This window comes from Streptomyces sp. BBFR2, from assembly GCF_044497305.1.
GTDB lineage: Bacteria > Actinomycetota > Actinomycetes > Streptomycetales > Streptomycetaceae > Streptomyces.
Genome location: NZ_CP172415.1, coordinates 3,490,576 through 3,503,938, shown reverse-complemented (window position 1 = coordinate 3,503,938; position 13,363 = coordinate 3,490,576). Strand labels below are relative to the sequence as shown.

9 protein-coding genes and 1 pseudogene are annotated in these 13,363 nt (G+C 73.8%); 3 read left to right on the top strand and 7 right to left on the bottom strand.

The features are described 5' to 3' along the window. The first annotated feature begins 83 nt into the window (after positions 1 to 83). A complete protein-coding gene (locus tag ACGH2B_RS13895) occupies positions 84 to 509 on the top strand; it encodes a pyridoxamine 5'-phosphate oxidase family protein (protein WP_399088528.1) in 426 nt (141 codons plus the stop codon). A gap of 15 nt (positions 510 to 524) precedes the next feature. Next, on the top strand, positions 525 to 1,568 hold the full coding sequence (locus ACGH2B_RS13890; RefSeq protein ID WP_399088526.1) for a phosphotransferase: 1,044 nt from the start codon (positions 525 to 527) through the stop codon (positions 1,566 to 1,568). Positions 1,569 to 2,419: 851 nt separating this feature from the next. Here the strand turns inward: ACGH2B_RS13890 and ACGH2B_RS13885 are convergent. After that, positions 2,420 to 3,211: pseudogene (locus ACGH2B_RS13885) on the bottom strand (protein kinase); the annotation flags it as partial. Positions 3,212 to 3,618: 407 nt separating this feature from the next. On the opposite strand from ACGH2B_RS13885, the gene ACGH2B_RS13880 reads away from it, so the two are divergent. Then, positions 3,619 to 5,283: a protein kinase gene (locus tag ACGH2B_RS13880; RefSeq protein WP_399088524.1), complete on the top strand. Its 1,665-nt coding sequence runs from the start codon at positions 3,619 to 3,621 to the stop codon at positions 5,281 to 5,283. An 85-nt stretch (positions 5,284 to 5,368) separates the two neighbouring features. Here the strand turns inward: ACGH2B_RS13880 and ACGH2B_RS13875 are convergent, their stop codons facing one another. The 6 genes from ACGH2B_RS13875 to ACGH2B_RS13850 form a co-directional block, all read right to left on the bottom strand. Next, positions 5,369 to 5,929: a bacterial proteasome activator family protein gene (locus ACGH2B_RS13875; protein WP_399088522.1), complete on the bottom strand. Its 561-nt coding sequence runs from the start codon at positions 5,927 to 5,929 to the stop codon at positions 5,369 to 5,371. A 201-nt stretch (positions 5,930 to 6,130) separates the two neighbouring features. Continuing rightward, a complete protein-coding gene (locus ACGH2B_RS13870) occupies positions 6,131 to 6,964 on the bottom strand; it encodes a hypothetical protein (protein ID WP_399088520.1) in 834 nt (277 codons plus the stop codon). A gap of 378 nt (positions 6,965 to 7,342) precedes the next feature. Next, a complete protein-coding gene (locus ACGH2B_RS13865; protein WP_399088518.1) occupies positions 7,343 to 8,320 on the bottom strand; it encodes an NAD(P)H-quinone oxidoreductase in 978 nt (325 codons plus the stop codon). A 235-nt stretch (positions 8,321 to 8,555) separates the two neighbouring features. After that, positions 8,556 to 9,698 carry a potassium channel family protein gene (locus tag ACGH2B_RS13860; protein ID WP_399088516.1) on the bottom strand — a complete coding sequence of 381 codons (1,143 nt, stop codon included), beginning with the start codon at positions 9,696 to 9,698 and terminating at the stop codon, positions 8,556 to 8,558. After that, positions 9,695 to 12,124, bottom strand: coding sequence for a molybdopterin-binding protein (locus tag ACGH2B_RS13855; protein ID WP_399088514.1), 2,430 nt, complete (start codon positions 12,122 to 12,124; stop codon positions 9,695 to 9,697). Before ACGH2B_RS13855 ends, ACGH2B_RS13860 begins: the two co-directional genes overlap by 4 nt. Continuing rightward, complete coding sequence (locus tag ACGH2B_RS13850; RefSeq protein WP_399088512.1) at positions 12,121 to 13,110, bottom strand: NTP transferase domain-containing protein; 990 nt, start codon at positions 13,108 to 13,110, stop codon at positions 12,121 to 12,123. Before ACGH2B_RS13850 ends, ACGH2B_RS13855 begins: the two co-directional genes overlap by 4 nt. Between the last annotated feature and the right edge of the window lie 253 nt (positions 13,111 to 13,363).

The window sequence follows — 13,363 nt, the reverse complement described above, 5'->3', positions numbered from 1 at the left end:
GGGCCCGGCGGGACCAACGTCCCGGCGAGCTGAGGGCCGCTGCCCCTGTCGGCGGCGCCCGGCCCGGCGGCAGGCTGGACGACATGCCCTGCGACGATCCCCGCGCCACGGAACTCCTCGGCCGCACCCCCTACGGGCGGGTGTCGTCGAGCCTGCGCGCGCTGCCCTTCACCGCGATCTCCCGGCACCTGGTCACCGGGGACCGGCTGCTCGTGCGCCTGCACCGCGGCTACGGCTACCACCGCGCCCTGGACGGAGCGGTCGTCGCGTACGAGGCGGACAACCTCCACAGCGGGGCCGGTGACGCCTGGTCCGTGCACCTGACCGGGACGGCGCGGCTCGCCGAGCCGACCGACGCCGAACGGCAGCGGTTCGGCCGGACGCCACGGCTGGCCGACGGTGATCCGTTCGACCCGGTTTTCCTGCGGATTGAGCCGGAATTCATCGCCTTGCACCACCTGACCGATGTACCGGAATTCGGAACCGCCCCCTGGGCCCCTGGCCAGTGATCTAACATCTGGCGCGTGCTGCGCTCATCTGTAGTCCGGACGGCGGCCGCCCCCGACGGCCGCACTCTCGGCTCCTTACTCGCCCACTACGCCGACGCCGGGGAGCCGCTCTCCTGCGAGCCCGTCGCCGAGGGCCTGCTCAACCGCGGATACACGCTGGTCACCACCGACGGCAGGTACTTCCTCAAGCACCACCTCGACGGGGACCGCGGCTCCATCTCCCGCCAGCACCGCGCCACCCTCCGGCTCGCCGCTCTCGGCCTGCCGCTCGCCCCGCCGCTCGCCCGCGCCGACGGCCGCACCGTCACCGTCCTGGACGGCCGCTGCTACGCCCTGCACCCCTGGGTCGACGGCGAACACCTCGGCGGCACCGCGCTCACCCTCGCCCAGTCCCGCCGCCTCGGCGCGCTGCTCGGCCTCGTCCACACCGCCCTGGAACGGGTGATGCCCGCCCAGCGGCGGCCGGGGCCCGCCCCGCACGCCCAGCCCAGCGCCCAGCCGGCCCAGACCTTCGACGTCATCGACGAGCTGCTGGCGCTGGCCCGGGTCACCCGCCCCCGCACCAGCTTCGACGAGCTGGCCGAGCACCGGCTGCGCGAGCGCCGGGCGCTGCTGGAACGCCATGCCCACCGCCGGCCGGCCGACCCCTGCGCGGCGGCCGTCGGCTGGGTGCACGGGGACTTCCACCCGCTCAACGTCCTCTACCGGGGCGCCACGCCCGCCGCGATCATCGACTGGGACCGGCTGGGCGTCCAGCCGCGCGCCGAGGAGGCGGTCCGCGCCGCCGCGATCTTCTTCGTCCGGCCCTGCGGCACGCTGGATCTGGCGAAGGTGGCGGCGTACGCGGGCGCCTACCGAGGTGCCCGCGGCGCGGATCCCGGGGAGCTGGCCGCGGCCGTCCACCGGGTGTGGTGGGAGCGGCTGAACGACTTCTGGATGCTGACCTGGCGCTACCGCCTCGGCGACCGGCGCACCGATCCGCAGTTCCCCGCCGCGTCCGCGCTGGCGGTCTGGTGGACCCGCGAGTACCAGGCGGTCCGGGACGCGTTCACGGGATGAACTTCCGGCCCCGGACGGGCGATCGCCGTCCGGGGCCGGAAGCCGTGCGGAGGTTCGTACCTCCGGTGCGGTCAGGGGGTGGTGCCGGCCGCCGCGCCCGCGTCCGTACCGCCGGTGGTGGGCTGTCCGCCGTCGGTGGCGCCACCGGTGTCGGTGGTGCCGCCGTCGCTCGTCCCGCCGTTGTCGGTGGTGCCGCCGTCGGTGGTGCCGTCGGTGGTGCCGCCGTTGCTCGTCCCGCCGGTGCCGGTGCCGCCCGTGTTGGTGCCGCCGTTGGTCGTTCCGCCGCCGTTCGTCGAGGTCGGCGGGGTGGTCGGGGCGGTCGGGGACTGCGGCGTGCTGGGCTCCTCGGAAGTCGGCGGGGCCTCGGAGGCCGGCGGGGTGTAGCCGCCGATGCCACCGGGCTCGGTGGTCTCGTCCGTCGGCTCGTCGCTCGGTTCCTCGGTGTTCTCGTCCTGGGTGGCGGCGGTGGACGTGGGTGTCTTGGTGGGCTCGGGCGTGGAACCGCCGCCGGTGCCGCTGTTGCGCACCGCGAAGGCCACCCCCACCGCGATGGCGATCAGCGCCAGCACCGCGATCAGCCAGAACTTGCCGCGGCCGCGCCGCGCCGGCCGGTGACCGCCCTCGAACGCCCCGTCGTCGTCGCGCATACCGGGCGGCAGGATCGGGTTCGCGGCGGTCTGCCCGGCGTCCGCGTGCGGCATCGCGGTGGTCGCGGCGGTGCCCATCGCGGCCGTACCGGCGCCCTCATGCAGGGCGACCGGGCCGGTGTTCCAGGTGCCGGTGTGACCGCCCTGCTCGTGCAGCATCTGCAGCGAGTACTGGACCAGCCCGCGCATCTCCTCGGCGGTCTGGAACCGGTCGTCCGGGTCCTTGGCCAGGGAGCGCATGACGAGTCCGTCCAGCTCCGGCGGCACCTCGGCGACCTGCGACGGCGGCACCGGCATGTCCTGGACGTGCTGGTAGACCACCGACAGCGGGGTCTCACCGGTGAACGGCGGCCGCAGTGCCAGCAGTTCGTACAGCAGGCAGCCGGTGGCGTAGAGGTCGGAGCGGGTGTCGACGGTCTTGCCGAGCGCCTGCTCCGGGGAGAGGTACTGCGGGGTGCCCATGACCATGCCGGTCTGGGTCATCGTCGACTGGGCGCCGTGCAGCGCGCGGGCGATGCCGAAGTCCATGACCTTGACGGCGCCGCTGTTGGTGATGATCACGTTCGCGGGCTTGATGTCCCGGTGCACGATGCCGTGCTGGTGGCTGTAGGCCAGCGCCTCCAGCACTCCGGAGACGATGATCAGCGCCTGGTCCGGCGGCGGTGCGTCGGCGTTCAGCAGCAGGTCACGGATGGTGCGGCCCTCGACCAGCTCCATCACGATGTACGGCACGGTGTTGCCGCCGACGTAGTCCTCGCCGGAGTCGTAGACGGCGACGACGGCGTGGTGGTTCAGCCCGGCGACGGACTGTGCCTCGCGGGTGAAGCGGGCCTTGGACACCGGGTCCTCGGCGAGGTCGGCGCGGAGCAGCTTCACCGCGACGGTGCGGCCCAGCCGTACGTCCTCGGCGGCGAACACCTCCGCCATGCCACCGCGGCCCAGACGGCGGGTGAGGCGGTAGCGGCCGTCGCCGACCAGGCCGCCGTTGCCCCACATCTCCGGTACGTCGGAGGTGTGGGAGCCGGTGGCGTCAGGGTCGGACGGGCCCTGGGGGCCCTGCGTCGGTGCCATCGGTCCTCGCCGTCGAATTCGATCCGCCGGAGCGGTAAGGTCTCGGTCCTCGCCGGGCGGGCGCGGCCATCCGCACCTGCCCCTTCGGAGCACGCTACAGGCTCGGGAACGCCCGCCGGTCCGAGCGGACCGGCCATCAAACCTTCCGGCCACCCCGCGTCGCAAGTCGACCACCGGGCGACCGCTTCGGGACGCCCGGATGGCATCGGGCGCAACTGTCACGGAACGGGCACACAGCTTGACGTGTCACTGCCCTGGGGCAGACTTGGCTGCGCAATCAACAGATGTGATCGCCATACGTGCGGGCACTGCGCCGAGGGGGAAGCGGAACGATGAGCCAGGACGGCGCTCAGGGCCCGTACGAGGGCCGTTCGGTAGGCGGGGGACGTTACCAGCTTCGTGATCTTCTCGGCGAAGGCGGTATGGCGGCCGTCCACCTCGCCTACGACAGCGTCCTCGACCGCGAGGTCGCGATCAAGACCCTGCACAGCGAACTCGGCCGTGAGCAGGCATTTCGCGAGCGTTTCCGGCGTGAGGCACAGTCCGTCGCGAAGCTGACGCACACCAACATCGTCTCGGTATTCGACTCCGGCGAGGACGAGCTCGACGGCGGCATGGTGCCGTACATCGTCATGGAGTACGTCTCCGGACAGCCGCTCCGCTCGGAACTGGACGGCGACATCGCCCAGCACGGCGCGATGCCGACGCAGAAGGCGCTGAAGATCACCGCCGATGTGCTCGCCGCGCTGGAGGCGAGCCATGAGATGGGCCTGGTCCACCGGGACATCAAGCCGGGCAACGTCATGCTGACCAAGCGGAACGTCGTCAAGGTCATGGACTTCGGCATCGCCCGTGCCATGCAGTCCGGTGTGACATCGATGACACAGACCGGCATGGTCGTCGGCACCCCGCAGTACCTCTCGCCCGAGCAGGCGCTGGGCCGCGGTGTCGACGCCCGCTCCGACCTCTACTCCGTCGGCATCATGCTCTTCGAGCTGCTCACCGGGCAGCTCCCGTTCGACGCGGACTCCCCGCTGGCCATCGCCTACGCGCATGTGCAGGAGGAGCCGCCGCTGCCGTCGAGCATCAACCAGTCGGTGCCCCCGGCGGTGGACGCGCTGGTCGCCCGGGCGCTCAAGAAGAACCCCAACGAGCGTTTCCCGACGGCCGAGGCGATGCAGGACGAGTGCCTGCGGATCGCCGGGTCGGCACAGTCCGGCGGTTCACCGCTGATCATCAGCGAGGGCCCGCGGGCGCGCACCAGCGGTTCGTCCGTCTCGTCGGCGGTCTTCCCGTCCGCCACCGGCGCCCCGCACACCCCGGCGCCGCCGAACGTCCAGCAGCCGTACCAGCCGATGCCGACCGCCGGGTACGGCCCGTCGACGCCGCCGCCGGTGAACAACGCCTTCCCGACCCCGGCGCCCGGACCCGCGCCGTACAACGCGGGTGGGTTCCCGACGTCGGCGCCCGGCCCGGCGGCGTTCACCCCGCCGCCGGTGGCACCGACGATGCCGCCCGCGAACGGCGGACCACGGCCGCGCAAGAACAACACCCCGGTGGTCATCGTCGCGACGATCGTGGGTGTGGTGGTGGTGACCGCCATCGCGATCGGCATCGGGCTGAGCGCCGGTGGCGGCGGCAGCGACCACAAGGACAATGCGAGCGACCCGACGACGTCGACGTACTCCACGCCCGAAGAGGGCAGCGCCCGGCCCGAGGACAAGTCCTTGACGGTCGAGACCAGCCGGTGCACCGACCCCTCGCACCCCTACGGCGAGAAGCAGAAGATCTACGTCCCCTCCTTCCTGTTCCGGAACCTGGAATCGGTGAAGAAGTGCATGGACGAGGCGCACTGGAAGTACACGATCAAGGAGCAGAACGAGGTGCTCTGGGGGAAGAACACCGTCACCAAGCAGTCCCCGAGCAGCTTCACCGCCTGGGACCCGCACGGTGACGAACCCCTGGAGATCACGGTCTCGACGGGCCGCAGCGACTGATCCACCGGTCGCGCTGACGCGAAAGGGCCGGGCACACGGGGTGTGTGCCCGGCCCTTTCGCGGTTCCCGGTCGGTTCGCCGCAGTTCAGAGGTAGGGCCCGGAGCGCGCGCCGCCGTGGCCGGGCTGCTCGCCCTCCTCGGCGAGGGCAGCACCAGGCGGCAGGGCACGGCGCATCGTCTCCAGTTGGGCGCGGGCGGCCATCTGCTGGGCGAAGAGCGCGGTCTGGATGCCGTGGAACAGCCCTTCCAGCCAGCCGACCAACTGGGCCTGTGCGATGCGGAGTTCCGATTCGGTGGGCACCGACTCGTCGGTGAACGGCAGGGACAGCCGCTCCAGCTCCTCGACCAGCTCGGGCGCGAGCCCGTCCTCCAGCTCCTTCACCGAGCTGGCGTGAATCTCCTTGAGACGGACCCGGCTCGCCTCGTCGAGCGGCGCGGCCTTCACCTCTTCCAGTAGCTGCTTGATCATGCTGCCGATCCGCATGACCTTGGCGGGCTGCTCGACCATGTCCGTCACCGGTGTCTCCCGGGACTCCCCGTCGCCCTCGCCGCCTCCGGCGGCGGCGCTCCCCAGCGCCATGCCGTCCGGGCCGACTACCAGGACGTGCTGGTTCTCCTGCGACCGTTCGTTCATCGGCATATCCATACCGCCATTCTCTCGTACACGGGTACGCCGGAGGCGGTGACCCCACCGGCCCGCAACCACTGGCCGGGTCCGGTGTACCGGAGCGTGGGCGGGCGCCGGACGGCCCTGCGGCGGCGGGCCGGCGGCCGGGGTCCGGCGGCCCGCCAGAAGGGGCCGCCGGCCGGTGTTTCACGTGAAACGGCGTACGGGTCGGGCGCCGGGTCAACCGCGCCGCAGCCGGAGGGCGAGGAAGGCCAGTCCCAGACCGGTGAGCGCCATCCCCGCACCCATCGGGAGCACCCGCTCGGCGTGGGTGCCCGTACCGGCGAAGGGATACGAGTCGTCGGTGGCCGGCGGTTCGGCCTGGGTATCCGGTGTCTGCCGGTCGTCCGCCTCCCGGACCGCCGGGGCAGACGCGGAGGACTCCTCCGCGCGGACCGCGTGCGGAACGGCCGCGGGCACCCGCGCGGGGCGGTGCGGCGGAACGGCCGGGTGCCGGTGCGCGGTGCGGTGATGCGAGGGGGTGGCCCGGGGGGACGGGGACGCGGCCTCGGTGGTGCGGTCGCCGTCCGGGGAACGGTGCGGCGCCGGCCGGGTGACGTGCGGAGCCGGGGGGCGCGGGGCGGGGGTGGGAGGCGCCGGGGCGGACGGCCGGTGCGGTGCGGCCGGCGGTGCGTGCGGTGGTACGTGTGGCCGCGGCGGCCCGGCTGTGTCGTCGGCCGGGCGGCGCGGCGGGAGCCGGCCGTCGGAGGGTGTGCCCTTGCCGGGCGGCGCGGCGGCAGCCGACGGCATGCCGTCGGCACCGATGGCTCCCAGGAGCTCGGTGAGATCGAGAAGGCCCGGTTCCTCACCCTGGTGGTCGCGGTGGGTGGAGGGGCCCGGGTCCGAAGTGTCAGGCACATCGGACGCGGGGGGCGGGGCAGCGCGGAGTGCGCCCTGCCCCAGGGATACGGGGGCGGCCGCATGAGCCGCTGCCGTACCGAGCGCCAGGGAGAAGGGCAACGCCGCCGTGACCACCAGCAGGCCGATGGGGATACGCATAGGGAATCGAGCCACGGATGTGCCCCTCCCGTGCCGAGCCGCCGTGTGACCTACTCAGCGTCACATGACGCAACAATTCCGGCATCTCGGGCGGTCTATGCGGGGGAGGGGCAGGGCCGTACGGGTTCGAGGGGGCCGATCAGGATGCGGCCGGGCTGGTTCGGTGCCGACCACTGACGGGGCGGCCCGGGTGGGGAGCCGGGTGCGCGGAGGCGACATGGTGCCGATGGGCGGCGACCGAGCAGTCGACCGCGAGGAGACCTACGTGCCCCGAAGCGCCGGTGCCCGGCAACGCTTCCTCGTACGCGTTGCCGGGCGCCGCGGGCGCGGACCGGTCGGGAGGTGCCGTGCGGGCTTCGGCAGCGGCCCCTCCAACGCCCAGTCCCGTAGCGCTCAGACCGTCAGGATGACCTTGCCGATGTGGCTGCTCGCGTCGAGCACGCGGTGCGCCTCGGGGGCGTCCGCCATCGGGAGGGTGCGGTCGACGACCGGGCGGACCTGACCGTTGCCGATCAGCGGCCAGACGTGTTCACGTACCGCCGCCACGATCGCGGCCTTCTCCTGCAGGGGGCGGGCGCGCAGTCCGGCCGCGGTGATCGCGGCACGCTTGGCCAGCAGCGCGCCGATGTTCAGTTCCGCCTTCACCCCGCCCTGCATCCCGATGATGGCGAGGCGGCCGTTGACGGCCAGTGCCTTCACGTTCCGTTCCAGGTACTTCGCGCCGACGATGTCGAGGATGACGTCGGCGCCCCTGCCGTCGGTGGCCGCGCGTACCTCCGTCACGAAGTCCTGCTCGTGGTAGTCGATGAGCACATCCGCGCCCAACTCCGCGCAGCGCGCCAGCTTTTCGGCGCTCCCCGCGGTGACCGCGACGCGGGCACCGACCGCCTTGGCGAGCTGGATCGCCATCGTGCCGATACCGCTGGAGCCGCCGTGCACCAGAAGCGTCTCTCCGGGGCGCAGGTGGGCGATCATGAAGACGTTCGACCACACGGTGCAGGCGACCTCGGGCAGTGCGGCGGCCGTCACCAGGTCGAGGCCGTCCGGCACCGGCAGCACCTGCCCGGCCGGGACCGCCACCTTCTCCGCATAACCGCCGCCGGCCAGCAGCGCGCAGACCTCATCGCCGACCGCCCAGCCGTGCACCCCGGGGCCGAGGGCCGCGATCCGGCCCGCGCACTCCAGCCCGGGGTACGGAGAGGAACCGGGCGGCGGGTCGTAGAAGCCCTGGCGTTGCAGCAGATCGGCGCGGTTGACGGCGCTCGCCGCGACGTCGATCAGGACCTCGCCCTCGGCGGGCTGCGGATCGGGCACCTCCGCCCAGACGAGGGCGTCGGGGCCACCGGGTTCAGGAATGGTGATCGCTCGCATGGCCGCGAGGCTACTCGCCGGGGCCGCCCGCAGCGACAGGCACACCGCTGATGCCGGTACGGCTCCAGAGGGGGCGCCGCACCACGCGCCCAGCGGCCTGTTTCACGTGAAACAGGCCGCTGGGAAAGGGAGTTGACGCGCCGTTCCCTCCTCGTGTTTCACGTGAAACGGCTCGTTTCACGTGAAACGAGCCGGATCGCGGAGCAGACGGTGAGGCCCACCGAGGGCGGCGCGGTCAGTCGTCCATGCGGCGCATCGAGGAGACCCCGGAACCCGGCAGCGGCGGCTTGGCCGCACGGGACTTGCCCGGCAGGTCGCCCTCCTCGACGGGGGCGGCACGGACGATCGTGATCAGCCGGTCGGCGGGCTGCAGCGGGCTGGCCGCCGGGTCGTCGTAGCCGAGGAGCCGGTGGCCGCGCAGCACGGAGACGACCAGGTCCTCGGTCTCCCGTACGGACTTGCCGACCTCGGACTTCACGACCGGGCGCTCGACCAGATCGAGGCCGCTGCCCTGCTGGATGAGGTCCTCCATGACCGTTCCGGCACTGGGGCTGTGGACGGAGAGCCCCAGCAACCGGCCGGCGGCGCTGGCCGAGGTGATCACGGAGTCGGCGCCGGACTGCCGCAGCAGCGGGGCGTTCTCCTCCTCCCGGACCGCGGCGACGATGTTGGCCTTCTTGTTCAACTGCCGCGCGGTGAGCGAGACGAGCACGGCGGTGTCGTCGCGCTGGGTGGCGATGACCACCTGGTGCGCACGCTGGATCTCCGCACGGACGAGCACATCGCTGCGGGTGGCATCGCCGACCACGCCGACGAACCCTTCGGCAACGGCGGAGTCGATCACCTTCGGGCTCGGGTCGACGATGACGATGCGTTCACGGGTCAGTCCGGTGGCGCAGAGGGTCTGGACGGCGGACCGGCCCTTGGTGCCGAATCCGACGACGACGGTGTGGTCACGCAAGGTTTTTCTCCAGCGTTTCAATTGCCACTGCTCACGGGTGCGTTCCGTCAGCACTTCCAGTGTGGTGCCGACCAGGATGATCAGGAAGAGCACCCGAAGTGGCGTGATGAGCACGATGTTCAGCAGCCGTGCGCTGTCGCCGTACGGGACGATGTCGCCGTAGCCGGTGGTGGAGAGTGTGACGGTGGCGTAGTAGACGCAGTCGAGAAGATCGACCGTGCCGTTCGCGTTGTCGTGGTATTCATCGCGGTCCATCCAGACGATGAAGACCGTCGCTACCAGCACGAGCAGCGCCATCAGGATCCGTCTGGCGACCTGCCGGATCGGCTCCACAGGTGTCCGGCGCGGGAGCAGGACCCGGCGGGAGTTGTCCTCGGGGACCTCACGCGCCGCGGCGTCGTGGGAGGGAAGCTTCACGCGGCGCCTCCGGTCGGGGGTGCGGAAAAGGTGGAGCGTACGGGACGGCCGCCGCCGGGGTGGGATCCGGGCCCGTACGGCGGTCCCGATCTCTCGGAGCCACCCGCCGCGCTCCCCGTGGGCCAGGGCAGTTCCAGCACACCGACCAGGTCACCCCGGTCGGCGCCGCCGGGCGGGACGACGGCCAGCGCGTCGGCGGCGGCGATACCGCGCAGCATGGCCGGTCCGTGGAACGGCAGCGGAGTCGCGACGCGGCCGTGACGGGCGTCGTCGCGGTAGGCGACCGGAACGAGCCGGGTGTCGTGCGGATGCCCGGCCAGCGCCGCGCCCAGCGGGGTGCGGGGCAGTACCGCGGGCGGGCGGGCGGCGAGGCTCCGCAGCAGCGGTTCGGCCAGGGTCAGCAGCCCGGAGATCGCGGCGAGCGGGTTGCCGGGCAGGCCCACGAGGTACCGGCCCGGGGCGATCCTGGCCAGCAGCATGGGGTGCCCCGGGCGTACCGCCACGCCGTCGACCAGCACTTCCGCACCGATCCGGCGCAGGGCCGGGTGGACGTGGTCGACGGGGCCCGACGCGGTGCCGCCGGTGGTGAGCACGACATCGGCGGTGGAGCCGGTGAGCGCCGCGTGGAGGGCGTCGGCGTCGTCGCCGAGCGGCCGGGTCCCGGTGACGTCGACGCCCAGGGACCGCAGCCACGGTCCGAGCATCGGCCCGAGCGCGTCGCGGATGCGGCCTTCCCGCGGCAGCCCGTCCTGGAGCAGTTCATCGCCAAGGACCAGCACCTCGACGCGGGGCCGCGGGTGGACCGTCAGCCGGTCGTACCCCGCGGCCGCGGCCAGTCCGAGAACGGCGGGCGTCACGGGCACACCGGCCGGCAGCAGCGGTTCCCCCGCGCCGCACTCCTGGCCTCGGGGGCGGATGTCCTGGCCGAGCGGTACGGCGCGCGGCGCGGCGAGCCGGCGCCGCCCGTCGCTGCGCTCGTGGATCTCGCCGTGTTCACTGCGCAGCACCGCGGTGGCGCCGTCCGGCACCCGCGCCCCGGTCGCGATGGCGACGGCGTGCCCGTCCGCCAGCGTCGTGGCGGCGTGACCGGCGAGGATCCCGCGATCGGTGCCGTCGCCCCCGGCCACGCGGTCAAGGTCCCAGGGGCCGGGCCCGGAGACCGCCCAGCCGTCCATGGCCGAGGTGTCGAACGGGGGCAGGTCGGTCAGCGCGGTGAGCGGCTCCGCCAGCGTCCGCCCCAGCGCTTCCTCGCCTGCGCGCAGTTCCGGCGGCCGGGGCCCGCCGGCCGCCCGGATCGCCCGCTCCCGCGCGATCGCCCAGGCGACGGGGGCAGCCCGCCGCCGGGGCCCGGGGGCAGGCCGATCACCGGACGTGCGGTGGCCGACGGGCTCGGGCCGGGCGCCGGATGTACGACGGCTGCCGGGTTCGGGCCCGTCGCCGGAGACGGGACGGTCGTCGGAGGCCGGCCGGTCGTCGGACGTGGAGCAGTCGCCGGAGGTGCGAGGGGTACCGGGCTGCGCGGGGGCGTTCGCGTCGCTCTCCGGGCCGGCGTTTCCGGTGGCACCGTCGGAGCCCCTGGTGACCTCACCGGAGCACGTGGTGCCGGAGCCCCCGGGCCGCGCGTCACCGGCGGGGCTGGGGCCCGGTGCCCCGGCGTCGGAGCCTGCGTCGCCCAGGGCCTGGCCCTTCCCGGTCGACGAGGGCACGGCGTCGCAGGTGTTTCCCGTGGCACCGCCGCCCGGTGCCACGGGCGGCGCGCCACCGCACGTACCGCTGTCCCGGCCCGCGCCGGAGGCGGTCGGGCCCTCTCCCGCCGAGACCGGGACGGCGCACAGCGCCGCATCGTCGGCCGTCGTACCGGAACCCCCGGCGCCCACCGGTCCGGAGCCGGACGGGCCGGAGCCGCCCACCGCCTCGGAACCCGCCGCCCGGACGGGGCGTGCCGTACCGGATGCCATCGGCCCGAGTACCGGTGCCCAGGAGTCCAGGGGCCCGGCGTCGCTGTGCCCAGGGGCCGTCACGCCGGAGACCGCGCGAGGAGCTGTGGCACCGCATTCCGCGGCGGCGGGCTCACCTGAGCCGTGTGCTCCGAGCGGACCGCGCTCCGGCACCGTCCGCCGTGCTGCCGTCCCCGCTTCTCCCACCAGCCGGGCGAGAAGGTCCAGGTCCGAGGCCGGGGCCGAGGGCTCGACCAGGGCCGAGGTATGAGCGGTCGGGGCCGAGAACGTGTCCGTGGCCCCGGCCCGCGTCGGAGTCGCTGACGGGTCCGCCCCGTCCCCGTCCGCCGCGGCGAGCGGTACGGGCGGCCCCGCCGGATCGCCGGGGTCCGCGGTGGACGGCTCCTGGCTCTCCGTTCGCGGGTGCCGGTCGCCGTTGGCGACGGCGAGGGCGTCGGCGAAGGCGTCGTCGAAATCGCCCTCGGTCACGGGGCGGACTTCGGGTCGGGCCGTCCCGCGCCGCCGGAAGCACCACCGGGGCCACCAGCGCCACCGTCGCCGGAGGCGCCGCCGTCATCGGAAGCGTGCTCCGCCGCCCAGCGTTCGGCCAGCGCGCCGATTCTCCGGGACAGTTCCGCCACGTCGCCGCCCTCCTGACGGCCCGCCGCGTATCCGATCAGAAATGTCGTCAGCGGCGCTGCCGGGCGGGCCACTCCGTGCGCCGCGTCACGGGCGAGGTCCAGCAGCGTCTTGGTGTCGACATCCAGCTCGATGCCCAGTTCGGCCTTGACTGCGGTGATCCATTCGTCCAACACGCCTCCATGCTCCCTGATCCGGGCACGGGCCGCGCCGACGTCCTCCCAGGTGTCGCAGTCGAAGGACGCCGAAGCCGACATGGACTCGACGCGCTCCAGCGTCAGAGCGGCCGTCACCGCGCGCAACGGCAGACCGGACAGCGAACCGTGCGCCGCCCGCAACACCGCCAACTCCCGTCGCAGCGAAGCGCTTCGGTACGCCGCCACCAGTGGCTGATCGCGGCCCCCGGCGTCGCGCAGCACCGCACCGTCCACACGGGCCGCGCCGTCCGGGGGCGTGCCGGTCGCCGCCGTCAGCAGCGCGCGCACCGTCGCCGGTGTCAGAAAGGGCAGGTCGGCGGCGAGGACCAGCACCGTCGGGGCGGTGGTGTGCCGCAGCCCCGCGTCCAGGGCGGCCAGCGGGCCGCCGCCCGGCGGGTCCTCCAGGGCGGGCACCACCGCGCGGACCGTCGGGCGCGGGGGGCCGACGACGACGGTCGTCGCCGCGTCGGGGCAGGCGGCCAGCACCCGGTCGAGCAGCGAACGGCCACCGATGGAGAGCGCGGGTTTGTCCGCCCCGCCGAGCCGCCGGGCCGCGCCCCCGGCCAGGACGAGGGCGTCATGGGCGGGGAGGGGCCGGCGAGCCCCGGTGTCCTCGGGCGGCCGTCGCGTGTCACTCACCCCTTGAGTATCGCCGGGTTCACGCCGCTCACACCGCTCACCGGAACCGGCCGGACCGCCGCACGCCGCCCACGGACCGCACCGGCCACTCCGGGGGCGAACCGGCTACACGCCCGGCCGAGCGCATCCGTACGCACCGACCGGGAGCCGCCCCGAGCCCGCCCGGGGCGCACCGGAAACCGGACCGCACACCACATCCGTCCAGCTCACCGCGTCGGGAGCCGCGGCGCCGCCCGGCTCCCGACGCGTCGGC

Excerpts from the sequence above, each read along its gene's own strand:
- ACGH2B_RS13895 (WP_399088528.1), top strand. The coding sequence starts at position 84 with ATGCCCTGCGACGATCCCCGCGCCACGGAACTCCTCGGCCGCACCCCC.
- ACGH2B_RS13880 (WP_399088524.1), top strand. The coding sequence starts at position 3,619 with ATGAGCCAGGACGGCGCTCAGGGCCCGTACGAGGGCCGTTCGGTAGGC.
- ACGH2B_RS13875 (WP_399088522.1), bottom strand. The coding sequence starts at position 5,929 with ATGGATATGCCGATGAACGAACGGTCGCAGGAGAACCAGCACGTCCTG.
- ACGH2B_RS13865 (WP_399088518.1), bottom strand. The coding sequence starts at position 8,320 with ATGCGAGCGATCACCATTCCTGAACCCGGTGGCCCCGACGCCCTCGTC.